Genomic DNA, 16,338 nt, shown 5'->3' with positions numbered 1-16,338 from the left:
GCCGTTCAGAAGTAGTCGCGCACGTGCACGTCCCGGCCGTGCCACAGGGCGTCCCACACCGGGTCGTGGGTCGACGGTCCGGAGAGGTGGCCGGCCAGACGCAGGTTCGCGGTCGACGCGGCGCCGGCGTAGCTGAGGGCGAGCCCGTGTGAGGTGAACGTCGGTCGGTCGGGTCCTCGCCCCGCGCTCGGTGCGAGCCGAGCATCCGGCCGGACGTCCACCGCGCCGTCGTCCACCACGAGCGTCCACGCGCCCTCGATGTCCGGGGTCCGGGGGTCGACGACGGCGAACGGTACGCGCGTGTCCAGCGGCGGCACGTGCGCGGACCCGAGGGCACCGACGACGTCCAGCAGGCGCAGCATGTACGGGCGGCTCGTGGTGGTGGCGGTGTGGTCGGGCAAGACGAGACGGCTCGAGTCTGCCCCCGTCCACCCGCCCGACGTCGAGACCCGCACCGAGCCGGCCACTGTGGCGAACGACCCGATGACGCGCCACAGCGCCCGCGCCGCGTCCGGCGCGAGCGCGACGAGATCGTCGACCTCGATGGCGCCCGCCCCGTCGTGCCCGGACCTCCGGGTCCAGCTCGCGAACCCGAGGGCCTCGCCGTCGGGCCCCACGGCGAGGCTGACCCCCGTGTACGGCGATCCCGGGCCGAACATCTCGTCGTGGTCCACGGCGAACGGCTTCTCCTCGCGAGTGAGCGGACCGTTCTGGCCGGTCGCCCACGTGCGGTACACGGTGTGGATCGCCGCCGCATCGCTCGCGGTCGCGCGCCGGGTGCGCACCCCGCCCGACGGCGCCCGGACCGCAGCGAGCGCCGACATCGGTAGGCGCGCCTCGTCGTACGAGCCGATCACCTCGTAGCCGAGCCCGCGGTAGATCCCGGACGCGCTCGGGTACAAGGTCGAGACGACCTCGCCGTGCTCGCGAGCCTCGGTGAGGGCGGCGTCGAACAGGGGCCGCAGCACGCCCTCGCCGCGGCGCTCCGCGGCCACCGTCACCCCCGCGAACCCGGCGGTCGGCACGGCGGCACCGTGGAACCAGGACGTGAAGTGCCGCACCCCCAGGGTGGCGACCAGGTCGTCGCCGTCCCAGGCCGACCACGGACGCGTGTTCGCCGACGGCCAGCTGTCGGGCTGCGGGTCCGGTGCTCGTTCGGCGGGGATGCCGAACGCCTCGTCGCCGAGGCGTCGAGCGGCACGGACGTCAGCGAAGGCCGAGCGGCGGATGGTGAGGGTCACGGGAACACGCTAGCGCGGTGGTCCGGCGGGCACGGATGGCCGGTGTCACCTGGCGGTCGTAGCGTCGGGCGGGTGGTCACCACTCCGCGGCAACGCCTACGAGCTGGCGCAGTGGTGGAAGCAGACGCTCGGTTACGCCGACGACCTCGATGATCCGGACGGCCCGGGCGGGCCGGGCGACGAGGAGGTCGCGATCGTCGACCCGGACGGTGACGGCCCGGTGCTGCTCTTCATCGAGGTGCCCGAGGGGAAGTCCGCCAAGAATCGCCTGCACCTCGACCTGCAGCCCCGCGCAGGCCGGCGCGACGAGGAGGTCGAGTCCCTCCTGAGCCGCGGTGCGTCCCTGGTCGCCGACCACCGTGGCATCGCCGGTCCGGGGACGGGCTGGCAGGTGCTCGCGGATCCCGCGGGCAACGAGTTCTGCGTCCTGCGCTCGACGGCCGAGCGTCAAGCCGGGTGACGACCTCCCGGCGGTAAGGCGCGCTGTCACCAGGACCGACCGCGTCCGTTCTTCTGCTCGTGGCAGACCGCGTTGCCCGACCGGCCGCGGAGGCGACATCGTGGGCGCATGAGGCTTTTGGTGCTGGGTGGGACGGTCTTTCTCTCGCGGGCGGTCGTGGAGGTGGCCCTCGCGCGCGGTCACGACGTCGTGGCAGCCAGTCGCGGCCGCTCCGGCGTCGTGCCCGACGGTGCGCGCCACGTCGTCGTCGACCGCGACCTCGAGCTGCCGACGGCGTTGACCGAGGAGCGGTTCGACGCCGTCGTCGACGTCTCCCGGACGCCGTCGCACGTGCGCCGGGCCGTCGCCGCCTGGCCGGACGCGCACTGGGTGTTCGTCTCCACGATCAACGTCTACGCCGACGACGCCGACCCCGCGGGACCAGGTGCCGGGCGGCTGCGCGAACCGGAGTCGGCCGACGTCGACCCGGCGTCCGGCTCCGAGGCGTACGGCGCCATGAAGGTCGCGTGCGAGCAGACGGTGCGCGACGGCGTGGGGAGCTTCGCCGTCGTCCGGCCCGGGTTGATCGTGGGCCCGGACGACCCGTCGGGCCGCTTCGCGTACTGGCCGGCGCGGATGCGCAGGCTGGCCGACGGTACCGGGCGAGGTGCCGCCGGTGCGGAGGTCCTCGCTCCGGGTGCTCCGGACGATCTTGTCCAGGCGATCGACGTGCGTGACCTCGCCGCCTGGGTGGTCGACCTCGCGGAACGGCGCGTCGCAGGGGTCTTCGACGCCGTGGGACCGGCCACGCCGATCCGCGAGGTGCTCGCCGCGGTCGCGCGGGGCTGCGGCGTCGAACCACGCTGGCGCTGGGTCGACGCCGCACGCCTGGGCGAGCTCGACGTCCGGCCGTGGTCCGGAGACCGGTCGGTGCCGCTGTGGCTGCCCCGGCCGGAGTACGACGGCTTGGCCGCGCACGACGCCGGGCCGGCGCTCGTCGCGGGCCTGTCGCCGCGCCCGGTGCAGGAGACGGCACGCGACGTGCTCGCCTGGCTCCGCGCCCACCCGGAGGCGCCCGTGACGGGTCTCACCGGCGACGAGGAGGCCGAGGTGCTGCGTCTGGTCTGAGGGCCGGGCGGGTCAGCCGGTGGGGTTGCACCGCGCGGCGAGCACGGCAGCGAGGCCCACGTCAGGACGCCAGGGTTCGAGGTTCCAGGTGGGCTTGTCCGGTGCGCCGACGGCGTGGCAGGTGAGCTGGTCGCGCATCGAGGCCGTGTCGACCTCCGGTTCTGCGGCGACCAGCTCGGCCCAGACGAGCCCCTCGCCCGCGAGGCCGGCGGACCGTGCCCAGTCGGTGGGGGTCACGGCCAGCGACCGGCCGCCCTCGCGGTCGCCCCAGTCGGTAGCGGCCACGGCCCGCGACCCCAGCGCCGTGGTGGCCGTACCGGTGAGGTCCGAGACGATCTGCACGCTCGCGTCGTCGACCGGCACGAGGCGCGCGCCGCCGGACGGGGCCGTCAGCCCGCCGACCGGGGTGCCGCCGTCGTCCAGGACGCTCGCCGTCCCGTCCGCGTTCACCGCGAGCGTCCGGTCGCCCCCCACCGTCAGCGTCGCCGGGGCGTCCGGGCCGACGTCGAGGACCGTCGTCGTGCTCGCGTCGTCGGTGTCGACGCCCGGCGGCCGCGATGACGACACGACGAGCTCGACGTCGCCCGAGCGGACCGTCACGGTGGAGCCCACCTCTTGGGTCAGTGCGGGTGAGGGCGGCGCCGAGAACGTCGGGGCGGGGGCGGACGCAGCGCCGCTCGGCTCACCGGCCGGCGGGCCGACGTCGGGCAGGCAGCCGGCCAGCCCGCAGACCAGCAGGAGCGGGAGGAGGCGGACGACGCGCAGCGGGCCACGGCGGGTGGGCATGCCACCAGTCTGGGGTACCGCCGGTGTCCGCACGGTGAGCACTGTCTGGGCAATTGAGTGAGGTTCGCCTAACCTCTCTTCCATGAGTGCCTACCGGGGTCGAAAGCCCGTCGAACCGCACGTGCTGCTCGCCGAGGTCGTGAGGACCAAGCGCGTGTCGCCGAACCTGGTCCGGGTGACCCTCGGCGGCGATGGGCTCGGACACCTCACCCTCGGCGGGTACGACCAGTGGTTCCGGCTCTTCCTCCCGCGTCCCGGCCAGGACGCGATGCGGCTGCCCACCCGTACGTCCAGCCTGGGCTGGTACGCCCAGTACCTCGCCACACCGAAGGCGCGCCGGCCGTGGGTGCGCAGCTACACGATCCGGGCCGCCCGACCCGACCTGCACGAGATCGACGTCGACTTCGTCGTCCACGGCGGTGCCGACGAACCGCACGGCCCGGGCACGACCTTCGCCGAGACCGCGCAGACCGGGGACACCGTCGGGATCCTCGACCAGGGCATCGGGTACAACCCGCGCCATGAGCACGACTGGACGCTGCTCGTCGCCGACGAGTCCGGGCTGCCCGCCGTCGCCGGGGTCTGCGAGTCGCTGCCCGGCGACGCCCGCGGGCTCGCGATCATCGAGGTGCCGACGGCGGACGACAAGCAGGACCTCCGCGTCCCGGACGGCATCGACCTGCTCTGGGTCGAGCGGGACCGGGCCGATGCCAACGACGTGCCGGGACAGGCCGCGCTGGCCGTGGTGCAGGGGACCCAGCTCCCGAGGAGCAGCGTGTACGCCTTCGTGGTGGGGGAGTCGAGCCTGGCCACCGGGGTGCGCCGCCACCTCGTGAACGACCGTGGTGTCCCCAAGGCGCACATCGACTTCGTCGGCTACTGGCGGCACGGGCGACCGGCCCAGAGCTGACCGTCCACGGGCGCTCACTCGACCCGGACGTCCTGCGGCCGCTTGTCCGGTCGTCGACCACGCCAGACGGCGTGACGGAGGCTGCCCGACCCTGGTGCGCCGCCGGTCCAGCCGGCGTGCGACACCTCGACCACCTGGCTCGGGTCCACCCAGGTCGCGCCGGCGGCGTCCACGGCGGGGACCTCGGGGACCGGTGGTGTGGTGCGCGTGAGCGGACCGAGGAGCTCGGTGAGCCGACGCCGTTCGGCGTCGCTGAAGCCGGTGCCGACGCGGCCGACGTACCGGAGCCCACCCTCGCCGTCGGGCACGGCGAGCAGCAGCCCGCCGATCGACCGCGGGTCCTCGGTCGGCGTCCCGCTGCGCAGCGGCCGCCAGCCCACCACGACGACCTCCTGCATGGCGACGTGCTTCGCCCGGAGCCAGTCGCGCGAGCGACGGCCCGGGAGGTACCCGGCGCTGCGTCGCTTGGCGAGGACACCTTCCAGCCCGAGGCGCTGCGACTCCGCCAGCGCCTCCCGCGCGGTACCGGGCAGGACGTCCGGCACGTGCACCGGCCGGCGGGGCGTGACGACCTGCGCCAGCATCGCGCGGCGCTCGTCGTAGGAGTGGTCGGTGACGTCGACGCCGGCCACGCGCAGCACGTCGAAGAGCACCAGGTCGACCCCGACGCCGCGACGTGCCCGCTCGACGTCGCGCGGCCTGACCAGGTTGGCCCGCTGCTGCAGGCGCCGGAAGCTCGGCCGTCCCTGGGCGTCCAGGGCGACCACCTCGCCGTCGAGCACCAGCGGCAGCTCGGCGGGAGAGACCATCCCGCCCAGCTGCTGGAGCTCGGGGAACGTGGGGGTGAGGTCTCGTCCCGAGCGCGAGGTGAGGCGCACCCGCTGGGCGGCAGCACCGTCGGCCTCGCTGTCGTCGCGGTCATCGGCAAGCACCTCGACGATGGCGCGGAAGCCGTCCCACTTGGCCTCGAACGCCCACTCGGCGGACTCCATCCGCACCAGCTGTGCGGGCGAGGCGGTCGTGGCGAGCATGGGGCGGGGCGGAGGCTGGTGGCGCCCCACCGCCTCCCCGTTCTCGGCGCCACCGTCTCCGGCACCGTCACCGCCGGTGTCGCCGTCGGGGATGCCCGACGTCCCCGCTGCGCCGTCGGGCTGAACCTTCGTGCGGTGGATCAGCCAGGAGCTCTCGCTGCCGTCGCGTCCGCCGGTGTGGATCAGAGCGAGACGCCGCGTCCCACGGCGCTCGCTGTGCAGCGTGACGATGACCTCCTTGCCGTCGCGCCACTTCTCCCGCTCGTAGGTGCCGGCGTCCCAGATCGTCACCTCGCCGGCGCCGTACTCACCGGCCGGGATCGTGCCCTCGAAGGCGCCGTACTCCAGGGGGTGGTCCTCGGTCTGCACCGCGAGGTGGTTCTGTGCCGGGTCCGTCGGCTCCCCCTTGGGCAGTGCCCAGCTCACCAGGACACCCTCGTGCTCCAGGCGGAAGTCCCAGTGCAGCCGGCGTGCGTGGTGCTCCTGGATGACGAACGACGGCCCGGCCTGCGCGGTGCCCGCGCCGACGTCCGCGCCCGCTCGGGCCTCCCGCCGTCCTGACTCCGGCCCGAACGGTTCCGGTGTCCTGGCCGGGTCGCGCTTGGTGCGGTACGTCTCCAGCCGCTGGAAAGAGGCGAGCCGCTGCGGCGTCGGCTCGAGACGTGACAGGTGCCCTGTCAGCAGTGGGGCGAGCAGGTCGCCGTCGCGTTCCAGGCGGTCCAGCACCTCGGTGAAGGTCAGGTGCCGCAACCCGGGGTCGTCCAGCTCGTCCCACGTGCGCGGGGCGGCGACGGTGGGCTCGTCACGGCCGCGCAGGGAGTACGGCGTGATCGTCGTCTTCGACCCGTTGTTCTGCGACCAGTCGACCAGCACCTTGCCGGTGCGCAGCGACCTCTTCATGTCGGCCACGACGAGGTCGGGATGCTCTGTCGCGAGGTGTCGGGCCAGCTCCTTGGCGACGGCCGAGACGCCGTCGGAGGACAGCTCGCCGTGGCCGACGCCCAGAGCCGCGTACAGATGGATGCCCTTCGACCCGCTGGTCACCGGCAGCGGGTCGAGGTGCATGCCGGTCAGGATCTCCCCGGCCAGCCGGGCGACGGCAGCGCACTCGGCCAGGCCGGCACCCGGGCCCGGGTCGAGGTCCAGGACGAGCCGGTCCGGGGCCAGCGGGGCACCCGTGCGGCCGAACTGCCACTGCGGCGTGTGGATCTCGAGCGTGGCCGTCTGCCCCAACCAGGTCAACGTGGCGAGGTCGTCGACCAGCACGTAGTCGTTGCTGGAGGACGTGTGCTGGACGGTGCGCCGGGGGACCCACGACGGCGTGGAGGCATCGAGGTTCTTCTGGAAGAACGACTGGCCCGCCGTCCCGTCGGGCCAGCGCTTGCGGGTGGCCGGCCGGTGCGCGGCGTGCGCCACGAGCGCGGGTGCTACCTGGGAGAAGTAGTGCAGCACCTCACCCTTGGTGGTGCCCGTCGCCGGGTACAGCACCTTGTCGAGGTTGGTCAGCTGCAGCCGGCGCCCCTCGACCGAGACCGTCTGTGGTCCGGCCCGGGGGGCGTCGGCTGCTGGCATGGGCCCATGCTGCCCCCGGAGGGGGCGACCCGCAGGTCCGGTTCACTCCCACCGGAACATCAGCGCCGCCACCGCGCTGCTGACCACGGTCGTCACCGCGAGCCCGACGAGCGCCGCCACCGGGACGACGTCGCCCGCCCAGGCCGCCCCGAGGGCGTCGACCGCCGCGCCGAAGGGCAGCACACCGCCGATCTCGGCCAGGGGCTCCGGCAGGTTCTCCCGGGGACCGAACAGGCCACCGAGGGCGGCCATCGCGAAGAAGGCGACCAGGCCGATGGCCACCGACGACTGCGGGGTGGGGGCGACCGCGGCGACCAGCATGCCGACGCTGTACATGGCCGCCACCGTGAAGGCGAGCATCCCGACCGCCGTCCAGACGTCCACCGGCGGGTTGGCCCCGAACGCGAGGTGTGCGACCCCGACGGCGAGCACCAGGCCCACCAGGATCTGCGCGATCCCGACCACGGCCTGGGCGACCAGGACCATCACCGGCGACGCCGGGGTCACGCCGAGCCGGCGCAGGATCCCGGTGCGGCGGTAGGTGGCCAGAAAGCTCGGCATGTTCACCACCCCGACCATGGCGACGATGAAGGTCAGCGTGATGGGCAGCACGAAGATGTCGAAGGCGGTCCGCCCATCGGTACCCGGGATCACGACGTCGGTGTCGAACCCGATGCCGTTCATCACGAGGATGAGGATCGGCATGCCCAAGGGGACGATCAGCCCGGCGGTGTCGCGGGCGACCATCTTCGCCTCGGCACCCATCAGGGCGAACCACGCCCGGGCGCCGGGGCGGACCTCGGGCAGCGGAGGGATCAGGGTGTCGGTCATCGTGTCGCTCCTGTCAGCGTCAGGTAGGCCTCTTCGAGCCCTGCGTCCGGTGCCAGACCGGCGTCGACGGCGAGGCCCGCCGGGGTGTTCTCGGCCACGACTCGTCCCGCGTCGAGGACGACGGCGCGGTCGCACAGCTTCTCGACCTCGTCCATGTGGTGGCTCACCAGCAGCACGGTGGTGCCGTCCTCGCGCAGACCGCGCACCAGGTCGAGCATGCCGCGCCGGGCCTCGGGGTCGAGTCCGGTGGTGAGCTCGTCGAGGATCACCACGCGAGGGTTGCCGACCAGGGCCACGGCGATCGACGTACGCTGCATCTGCCCGCCGGAGAGGTCGGCGAACGGCGTGCTGCGGCTGTCGGTGAGCCCCATGGCCTCGATGAGCTCGTCGGGTTCGCGGCCTGTCGGGTAGAAGGAGCGGTGCAGCCGCACCACCTCGCGGACCGTCAGGGCGTCGTGCAGGCGGGGCTGCTGGAGCTGGACTCCGAGGACGCCGCGGACCTTGGCCCGGTCGGCGCGAGGGTCGTGGCCCAGCACGCGGACGGTGCCTGCTTCGGGGGCGCGGAGCCCGCTGACGAGGTCGACGGTGGTCGACTTGCCGGCCCCGTTGCGGCCGAGCAGCCCGACGATCTCGCCGACCTCGACGTGCAGGCTGACGTCGTCCACGGCCACGGTGGTCCGCCCCCGACGGCGGAACTCCTTGCGCAGGTTCGTCGCTCGTATCGCTGTCATGGCCCCGACGCTAGGGACCGCGGGGAGCCGGAGGCGCGTGCCACGGGTCATGACCTGTACCCATGACTTGTGGCACGCCCGCACGGCGCTGACCTGCCGTAGCGTGGAACGGTGCGACGACCAGGGACAGAGACGGTGGCTGGGCTGACGGTGCTGGGCGTGTGCGTGTGCGTGCTGGTGATCGTGCCGCTGATCGTTGAGGGCCCGGCGTTCCTGGTGCCCCCGTGGGCCTGGTGGGTTGCCGCCACCGCCTACCTGGCCGTGACGATCTGGGTCATGGCTCAGCCGAAGGGCGGCCGCGGTGCGAGGGCCGGCGTGGCGGCGCAGACGGCGCTCGTCGGTGTCCTCGTCATCGGTGTCCCCGGCGCCGGGTGGCTGCCGATCCTGCTCGTGTTCGGCGCCGCGATGAGCACCTACCTGGTGTCGTGGCGGGGCACCGCGCTGGTCATCGCCGCCAACACCGTCGTCCTGGTCGTCGGGACGGCGCTGGGCGCGCAGCAGCGCGGCACGGACGTGGCGATGGTCGAGATCCTCGTCGGTGCCGGGCTGTATCTCCTGCTCCAGGTCGCGTCGTCGCTCGTCAGCGCTGCCCTGCAGCGTGAGCAGCGCATGCGTACCGAGCTCTCCGTCGCGCACACGGAGCTGGCAGCGGCCACGGTGCTGCGCGACGAGGTCAGCAGGTCCACGGAACGCCTGCGGATCGCTCGCGAGCTGCACGATCTCCTCGGGCACCAGCTCGCCGTGCTGAGCCTGGAGCTGGAGTCGGCGACGCACCGGACCGGTGCCGCGCAGGCCGAGCACGTCGAACGTGCACGGACGGTGGCGCGCGAGCTCCTGGGCGACGTCCGGGCCACGGTGGGAGAGCTGCGTCGCCGGGCGCCCGACCTGCGCGAGGCCCTCGGTGCGGTCGCCACCGCCGTGCCGCACCCGAGGGTCGAGGTGTCCGTGGCCGACGACGTCGGCGCTGACGAGGAGCAGACCGCTGCGCTGGTCCGGGTGGCTCAGGAGGTGGCGACGAATGCCGTGCGGCACGCTCAGGAGGCATCGGTGCTGCGGATCGACGTCGCGGTGGCCGGCGGCCTGCTGACGCTCGTCGCGCAGGACGACGGCTACGCCGTCGGGACGGTGACGCCGGGCAACGGGTTGCGCGGGATCGTGGAGCGCACCGAGGCGCTGGGCGGCGCCGTGCGGTTCGACGGCGGGCGAGGCTTCCGGATCGAGGTCGCGTTGCCGCAGCGGGTGCTCTCATGAGTGGCACGGCCGGTGGGCCGCGCGACCTGCGGGTGGTGCTCGTGGACGATCAGACGCTCGTGCGCCAGGGCATCCGGAGCCTGTTGGAGATCGCCGGGGGAGTGCAGGTCGTCGCGGAGGCGGACGACGGCGAGACCGGGGTGGCGGCGGCCACCGAGCACGCGCCTGACGTGGTGCTCCTCGATCTGCGCATGCCCGGGACCGACGGGCTGTGGGCGCTCGGCGAGCTGCGCCGTCGTCGGCTCGATGTGCCCGTCCTGGTCCTGACGACGTTCGACGACGACGAGCTGGTGCTGGGAGCGCTGCGCGCGGGCGCCCAGGGATACCTGCTCAAGGACGTGACCGTCGAACAGCTCGCGGGGGCGGTGCGCACCCTGGCCGCGGGTGGCACCCACGTCCAGCCCTCGGTGACGGCACGGCTGATCCGCGCTGTCGGCTCAGGGGCCGTGCCCGGCGGGAACGGAGACGGGCAGGAGGCGTTCGTCCAGCCGCTGACGGAGCGGGAGACCGAGGTGCTGAGGCTGATGGCCGAGGGCTGCACGAACCGGGAGATCGCCGGTGTGCTGCACCTGGCGCCCGGCACCGTGAAGAACCACGTCTCGGCCGTGCTGCTCAAGCTGGACACCACCGACCGCACCAAGGCGGTGCTGCGCGCCCTCCACCACGGCCTGCTCGGCTGAACCACAACTCCGTGCTGTGGGCGGAGAATCTGGCCCGATATGCCAGATATGTCTGGCTGTCGAGCCCAGATTCTCCGCCCACAACGCTTTCGGTCGCTCAGCAGGTCTGGTTGCTGCTGTTGTTCCAGGTGATGCTGCTCAGCCGGGTGTTGACCGCGCAGGGGGACTCGCGCAGGGTGACGCTGTTGAGCGTGAGGTTCGAGAACGTGACGTCGCGGGTGTTCGCGAACTCCGAGCGTGCCGCGATGCGGATCCCGCCGGGCCCCGAGACCGTCCCGCCCTGCGAGGCGATCGTGACGTTGTAGCAGTTCTCGATGAGGATCGAGTCGCCACCGGTGTTCGCGATGTCGACCCGATCGATCACGACGCCGCCCGACTGGGAGACGCAGAAGATGCCGCGCCCGCCGCCACGAGCGACGACCTCGCCGACGCGGATGTTCGTCGGGTAGGAACCGGCGACCGACCCGTTGCGGTTCGCCATGCGGAACGCCGCGTAGCCGGTACCGGTGCCCGCACCGTTGCCGTCGACCCTGCCGACCGTGGCGTTGACGGTGTCGTTGAGCAGGAGACCGGAGTAGCCGGTGTTGCGGGCGGTGACCGTACCGATCGTCAGGCCGTCGACGCCGTAGGTCTCGACGCCGTGGGCGCCCGAGCCGGAGACGTAGACGTCGTCGATGCGGATGTTGCGCGCCTCGCGCACGGCGTCGTTGTCCCGGGAGTCGACGCGGATGCCGAGCCCACCGGACAGGCGCAGGTCGATCTGGCCCAGGTGGACGTCGGACGACGTGCGCACCCAGATACCGAAGTACGGCGCGCCGGTCAGGTTCAGGTGGGGGACGGACACGTTGCGGGCGTGCCGGATCCGGATCGGTGCGTTGCTGGCGGTCGCGGAGCCGGTCACGTCGATCGTCCCGCACACCTCGAGCGAGGTGTGGCTGGGCAGGTCGATCGAGGTGGAGGCAGGCATCGAGCCCGACCCGCGCACCACGACGCGCTCCTGCGACGTGCGGCCCGCGGTCAGGCCGCCGACGGCGGCACGGACGGCCGCGACCATGTCGGAGCCGGAGTAGAGGGTCGTCCCGCCGCGGCGCGCGGTCCAGGTCGAACCGGACTGCACGGCCTCGGTGGTGTAGGTGCCGGTGCCGCACTCGGCCGAGCCCTGGCTGTCGCCGACCGGCACGAGGTCCCACACCTGGTTGGCGCCGCCTGAGGACGTGTACTGGCTGAGCCGGGCGGCCGGGGCGGTCGACCTCTCCCAGACCTCGAGCGACTTGCCGCTGTGCCGGTTGACGAGCTGGACGCCGCCGTTGGTGTCGACGGGCCGCCACTGCTGGTTGGCGCTGCCGGTGTCGGTGTACTGGCGGATCTCGGCGCCGTTGGCGGTCGACCTCTCCCAGACGTCGATGGCCTTGCCGGAGTGCGCGGAGACGATGCGGTAGTAGCCGGACCCCGCGTCGACGAACCGCCAGCGCTGCCAGGCTGCGTCGGTGCGGTGCCACTGGATGATCTCGGCGCCGTTCTGGGTCGAGGCGTTCAGCACGTCGGCGGCGAGGCCGCTGTGCCGGTTGACGAGGACATACTCGGCGGAGGTGTTGATGGTGGCGGCCCGGGCGGCGGGCGCGCCGGCGACGGTCAGCGTGGCCGCGGCGATCAGCAGGACGACCAGCGATGCGACGAGTCGCCTCGTCGATTGCCATGTGGTGGTGCTCGGGAAAGCGATCGTTCGCACGTCGTGCTCCTTTGCATCGACGGGGCGGCCCCATCGCCGCCCCTACATCGATGAAGGTACCGCGCGTCGGGTGCCGAGGGAAAGCGTTGTCTCCTCGGGTGGGATACTCGGGCGCGTGCAGATACCCCTGGTGTGGTCCCTCGTGCTGATCGTCGCCGCCGCGTGGAACCTGGTGGTGTGGCCGCAGTTCTGGCGGCGCGTGACCAAGGACCCACGCGCCCGCGACGACGCCGGTCGCCCGACCCGCTTCTACACCGTGCACGCGGTGCTCGTCGGCGTCTCGGTCCTCCTTGCCGCGCTCGTCGGCGTGGTCGGTGTGCTCGGCCTGGTCGGCTGACGGCGCGGATCGCCCTGCGCGCAGGCGCGTTGCGCGTGACCATGGAGGCATGAGGGCCATCTGGAAGGGTGCCGTGACGTTCGGCCTCGTCAACGTCCCGGTGAAGCTGTACAGCGCCACGTCCGACCATGACGTGCCGCTGCACCAGGTGCACGACGCGGACGGCGGCAGGATCCGCTACCGGCGGGTCTGCGAGCTCGACGGCGAGACCGTGCCGTACGAGCACATCGACCGGGCCTACGAGGACGGTGAGCAGGTCGTGGTGCTGACCAAGTCCGATCTCGCCGCGCTGCCGGCCGAGTCCAACCGTGAGATCGAGGTCGTCGAGTTCGTGCCGAGCGACCAGGTCGACCCGATCCTGCTGGACCGGACCTACTATCTCGAGCCGGACTCGAAGAGCCCCAAGGCGTACGTGCTGCTGCGGCGCACGCTCGAGGAGACCGAGCGCACCGCGATCGTGAAGTTCGCGCTGCGGCAGCGGACCCGCCTGGCGGCGCTGCGGGTCCGCGAGGAGGTGCTCACGCTGCAGACGCTGCTGTGGGCCGACGAGATCCGGGAGGCGGAGTTCCCCTCCCTGGACGCCTCGACCTCCGTCTCGGACAAGGAGCTGGCGATGTCCGCCCAGCTCGTGGCGAGCTACGAGTCCGACTTCACTCCCGAGGACTACACCGACGAGTACCAGATTCAGCTGCGTCAGCTCATCGACGCCAAGATCGAGAAGGGCGACACCCTCGACCCGGCCGAGACGTTCGGCGAGAAGGACGAGGGTGAGGGCGGCGAGGTCATCGACCTCATGGACGCGCTGCGCCGCAGCGTCGAGGGGGCCAAGAGGACGGGCTGACGTCGCGGCAGGAGTTGTTGCGAATGAGAATCACTCGCACTACAGTCCGTCCCTGTGTTCCCCTTCGCTGCCGTGATCGGCCAGGACGAACTGAAGAACTGCCTCGTCCTCAGCGCCGTCGACCCGCGCATCTCCGGCGTGCTGGCCCTGGGTGACCGCGGGACCGCCAAGACCACCACCGTGCGCGCGCTGGGAGCGCTGCTGGCCGACCACGGGATCGACATGCCGGTCACCGAGCTGCCGCTGGGCGCCAGCGAGGACCGCGTGCTGGGGACGCTCGACGTCGGGCGGGCGATGGCGGGGGAGGTGGCGTTCGCGCCGGGCATCCTCAGCCAGGCGCACGGCGGGTTCCTCTACATCGACGAGGTGAACCTGCTGGACGACTTCCTGGTCGACGTCCTGCTGGACGTCGCCGCCTCCGGCGTCAACAGGGTGGAGCGTGACGGGCTCAGCCACGTCCACGAGGCGCGCTTCGTGCTGGTGGGCAGCGGCAACCCGGAGGAGGGTGAGCTGCGCCCGCAGCTGGAGGACCGGTTCGGGCTGGCGACCCAGGTGCGCACCCTCACCGACCCGCGGGTGCGCAGCGAGATCGTGCGCCGTCGTCTCGAGCACGACGCCGACCCCGAGGTTTTCGCCGGCCGGTGGTCTCAGGCCCAGGAGCGGCTGGCGCAGCGGATCGTCGAGGGTCGCGAGCGGCTGGACGCTGTGGGCCTGCCCGACGACGTCCTGCAGCTCCTGGTCGACGTGTGCGTGGAGTGCGGCGCCGTGGGGCACCGGGCCGACCTGGTGCTGGCGCGCACGGCCCGCGCACTGGCGGCGGTGTCCGGACGCGACGAGGTCACCCGTGCCGACGTCGTCACCGCGGCGGTCCCGGCGCTGCAGCATCGCACCGGCCGTGACCCGAACGCAGCGGCGGCCCTGCGGAGCGGGGACGCGCGGGCGAGCGGTGGTACACCGGCCGCCCAGGTGAAGCTGGCAGCCCGCCGAGTGCTCGGACTCCAGGCAGCATGACCTCGGCGGCGGCCAGGTCCCGCCGCACCGCGCACCTGGTCGCGTTGCTGGCGGACGCGCCGCCCTCGACGGCTCCGGAGGTCGCGGAGGTGCTGCGTCGGTGGCGAGCCGGCGACCGGTTCGGGGTGGCGTGCGTCGGCGACCCCCTGCTGGCCGAGAAGCTCTTCCGCACCCTGACCCCGGGGTCGCAGGCCGCCGTCGGCAACCCCTCCGCCTGCGAGCCGGAGGACCTGGCGGCGCTGGAGGACGATCGCGTCGTGGTCCTCGCCCCCGCGTTCGCCGACATCCCCGAGGCGCTGGCTCGTCGCTGCACCGCCGTGCTCACCCTCGGCGACGCCGCGCCTGGTTCGCACCGCTCCCCGCCCCGGACGACGTCGCCGACCGGGGGAATCGATGCGCTGGTGCGTGACCTGGCCGCGGCAGGGTGCGCGGACCACGGCCTGGACATCGCGGCCGCTCGGCTGTGGCACGGGCTGGCGGCCGACGTCGGGCCCCGCCGGGCCACGCAGATCGTCGACCTCGTGGTCGTCGGGCCCCGGCAGGGTCCGCGTGCTTCCGGGCCGGAACCTGACCCGGAGGCGCCACCGGCCCCCGATCTGCCGGACGACGCACCGCCGGTCGACGCGCCGGCGGGCGAGGGCGGTGACTCCGCCGGTCCCGAGGGCGACGCCGCGACGGGCGACACCCCGGGCGAGGCGGACCCCGGCTCCGACCTCGCTGGTGCCAAGGGCGGGGCCGAGGTGAGCGGCTCCGGGGTCGACGGCTCCGAGGCCGACGAGACGGCGGACCTCGGCGACGCGGATCTGGACGACGGTGCGGCGGGAGCTCACGAGGGCGGCGAGCCGCGGGCCGGGGCGACGAACGGTGGGGCGACGGGCACGCCGTCAGCGGGTGCGACGCAGCCGTCCGGCGAACCCGCCGAGACGTCGGTGACGGACGAGACGGGCACCCTGAGCATCGTGAGCCAGGACCCGGGAGGCGGGCAGGAGCTCAGCCTCGGCCACGCGGCCCCGTCGGACCGGCCGTGGCACGATCAGCGGCCGGGGCGGGCGCAGCAGGCGGGACATCATCTCGGCGGCCGGCGTTCCAGCCGCAGCCTGTCCGCCGAGCGGGGCGTCGCGATCCGCGACGTCGAGCTCTCCCGGGCCCGCGGGGTGGTCTCCGTGCCCGCCTCGCTGCGCCGTGCCCTGCGCCGTCATGCGACGACTGTCGACAACGGGGAATTCCAGGTCCGTGACGAGGACCTGCGCGGCGTGCTGCGCTGTCGCCGCGGCGGGAGCCACACGGTGCTCGTGGTCGACGGCTCCTCGTCCCTGGGCCGGCGTGGTCTCGGTGACGCCGCCGGCGCCGCCGACCGGCTGGTGCGGGACGCGACCTCCGGCCGGGGTCGTGCCTCGGTGGTGGTGGCTGCCGGGCCCAGGGCACGGGTGCTGGTCACGGGCAGCACGAGCACCGCGCGGATCGGTCGAGCGGTCCAACAGGTGCCGGTCGGCGGCGGGACGCCCCTGGCCGACGGCGTCCGGCAGGCGATGGCCATCCTGGAGGCGGAGGATCCCGCGCACCGTAGGATCCTGGTCATCAGTGACGGCGTGCCGACCGTCGGTGCGGACGGCCGGCACGCCGAGGCGCAGCAGCTGCGCCGGGAGCTGACCGAGGCGCTCGCGGCGGCGGTGGCCTGCTGCGCGGAGGTGGCGGTGCAGGTGGTGGGCATCACCTCGGAGCGGGTGAGGCGCCGGGCGATGGTTCCGTGGGAGGCCGCCGGTGTCCGGCAGCTGAACCCCTGAGGTCTCGCCGCCCGCTCCGGTGCGCGCCGTGCCCGC

15 protein-coding genes are annotated in these 16,338 nt (G+C 73.3%); 9 read left to right on the top strand and 6 right to left on the bottom strand.

Annotated features, from left to right (window positions below; translation table 11 throughout):
* Positions 1–5: 5 nt before the first annotated feature.
* Positions 6–1,241 (bottom strand): GNAT family N-acetyltransferase, encoded by a 1,236-nt coding sequence (locus tag PZC42_RS22570; protein WP_277211622.1) that lies wholly within the window; start codon positions 1,239–1,241, stop codon positions 6–8.
* 49 nt (positions 1,242–1,290) lie between these two features.
* Between PZC42_RS22570 and PZC42_RS12630 the strand changes: the two genes are divergently transcribed.
* Both PZC42_RS12630 and PZC42_RS12625 read left to right on the top strand, forming a co-directional pair.
* A complete protein-coding gene (locus tag PZC42_RS12630; protein WP_277211935.1) occupies positions 1,291–1,701 on the top strand; it encodes a VOC family protein in 411 nt (136 codons plus the stop codon).
* A gap of 108 nt (positions 1,702–1,809) precedes the next feature.
* Positions 1,810–2,808, top strand: a complete 999-nt coding sequence (locus tag PZC42_RS12625) for a Rossmann-fold NAD(P)-binding domain-containing protein (protein ID WP_277211620.1) — start codon at positions 1,810–1,812, stop codon at positions 2,806–2,808.
* Positions 2,809–2,820: 12 nt separating this feature from the next.
* Here PZC42_RS12625 and PZC42_RS12620 read toward each other — a convergent pair whose 3' ends face one another.
* On the bottom strand, positions 2,821–3,594 hold the full coding sequence (locus PZC42_RS12620) for a DUF2599 domain-containing protein (protein WP_277211618.1): 774 nt from the start codon (positions 3,592–3,594) through the stop codon (positions 2,821–2,823).
* Between the two features lie 82 nt (positions 3,595–3,676).
* Between PZC42_RS12620 and PZC42_RS12615 the strand changes: the two genes are divergently transcribed.
* Positions 3,677–4,504, top strand: coding sequence for a siderophore-interacting protein (locus PZC42_RS12615; protein ID WP_277211616.1), 828 nt, complete (start codon positions 3,677–3,679; stop codon positions 4,502–4,504).
* Positions 4,505–4,518: 14 nt separating this feature from the next.
* Here the strand turns inward: PZC42_RS12615 and PZC42_RS12610 are convergent, their stop codons facing one another.
* The 3 genes from PZC42_RS12610 to PZC42_RS12600 are packed head-to-tail and all read right to left on the bottom strand — an operon-like array spanning position 4,519 to position 8,669.
* Positions 4,519–7,107, bottom strand: a complete 2,589-nt coding sequence (locus PZC42_RS12610) for an ATP-dependent DNA ligase (protein WP_277211614.1) — start codon at positions 7,105–7,107, stop codon at positions 4,519–4,521.
* Positions 7,108–7,149: 42 nt separating this feature from the next.
* The gene (locus PZC42_RS12605) at positions 7,150–7,938 is read right to left on the bottom strand and encodes an ABC transporter permease (protein ID WP_277211612.1); all 789 of its coding nucleotides are present in this window, start codon (positions 7,936–7,938) and stop codon (positions 7,150–7,152) included.
* Positions 7,935–8,669: an ABC transporter ATP-binding protein gene (locus PZC42_RS12600; RefSeq protein WP_277211610.1), complete on the bottom strand. Its 735-nt coding sequence runs from the start codon at positions 8,667–8,669 to the stop codon at positions 7,935–7,937. The genes PZC42_RS12605 and PZC42_RS12600 overlap by 4 nt, the downstream gene beginning before the upstream one ends.
* 111 nt (positions 8,670–8,780) lie before the next feature.
* On the opposite strand from PZC42_RS12600, the gene PZC42_RS12595 reads away from it, so the two are divergent.
* Both PZC42_RS12595 and PZC42_RS12590 read left to right on the top strand, forming a co-directional pair.
* Positions 8,781–9,920: a sensor histidine kinase gene (locus PZC42_RS12595; RefSeq protein ID WP_277211607.1), complete on the top strand. Its 1,140-nt coding sequence runs from the start codon at positions 8,781–8,783 to the stop codon at positions 9,918–9,920.
* A complete protein-coding gene (locus tag PZC42_RS12590; protein WP_277211605.1) occupies positions 9,917–10,600 on the top strand; it encodes a response regulator in 684 nt (227 codons plus the stop codon). The genes PZC42_RS12595 and PZC42_RS12590 overlap by 4 nt, the downstream gene beginning before the upstream one ends.
* 97 nt (positions 10,601–10,697) lie before the next feature.
* Here the strand turns inward: PZC42_RS12590 and PZC42_RS12585 are convergent, their stop codons facing one another.
* Complete coding sequence (locus PZC42_RS12585; protein WP_277211603.1) at positions 10,698–12,329, bottom strand: RICIN domain-containing protein; 1,632 nt, start codon at positions 12,327–12,329, stop codon at positions 10,698–10,700.
* A gap of 115 nt (positions 12,330–12,444) precedes the next feature.
* On the opposite strand from PZC42_RS12585, the gene PZC42_RS12580 reads away from it, so the two are divergent.
* From PZC42_RS12580 to PZC42_RS12565, 4 genes are read left to right on the top strand one after another with little or no spacing between them, the layout of a single operon-like run.
* Complete coding sequence (locus PZC42_RS12580) at positions 12,445–12,666, top strand: SCO4848 family membrane protein (protein WP_277211601.1); 222 nt, start codon at positions 12,445–12,447, stop codon at positions 12,664–12,666.
* Between the two features lie 49 nt (positions 12,667–12,715).
* Positions 12,716–13,507: a non-homologous end joining protein Ku gene (ku, locus tag PZC42_RS12575; protein ID WP_277211599.1), complete on the top strand. Its 792-nt coding sequence runs from the start codon at positions 12,716–12,718 to the stop codon at positions 13,505–13,507.
* Positions 13,508–13,561: 54 nt separating this feature from the next.
* The gene (locus PZC42_RS12570) at positions 13,562–14,518 is read left to right on the top strand and encodes a magnesium chelatase ATPase subunit I (protein ID WP_277211596.1); all 957 of its coding nucleotides are present in this window, start codon (positions 13,562–13,564) and stop codon (positions 14,516–14,518) included.
* Positions 14,515–16,302, top strand: a complete 1,788-nt coding sequence (locus PZC42_RS12565; RefSeq protein ID WP_277211594.1) for a vWA domain-containing protein — start codon at positions 14,515–14,517, stop codon at positions 16,300–16,302. The genes PZC42_RS12570 and PZC42_RS12565 overlap by 4 nt, the downstream gene beginning before the upstream one ends.
* Positions 16,303–16,338 lie beyond the last annotated feature (36 nt).

The sequence above is a fragment of the Isoptericola croceus genome (assembly GCF_029382255.1).
In the GTDB taxonomy this organism is placed as follows: Bacteria; Actinomycetota; Actinomycetes; order Actinomycetales; family Cellulomonadaceae; genus Isoptericola; species Isoptericola croceus.
Note: the sequence above shows the minus strand (reverse complement) of the source record. Positions and strands in the feature narration are given on the sequence as shown.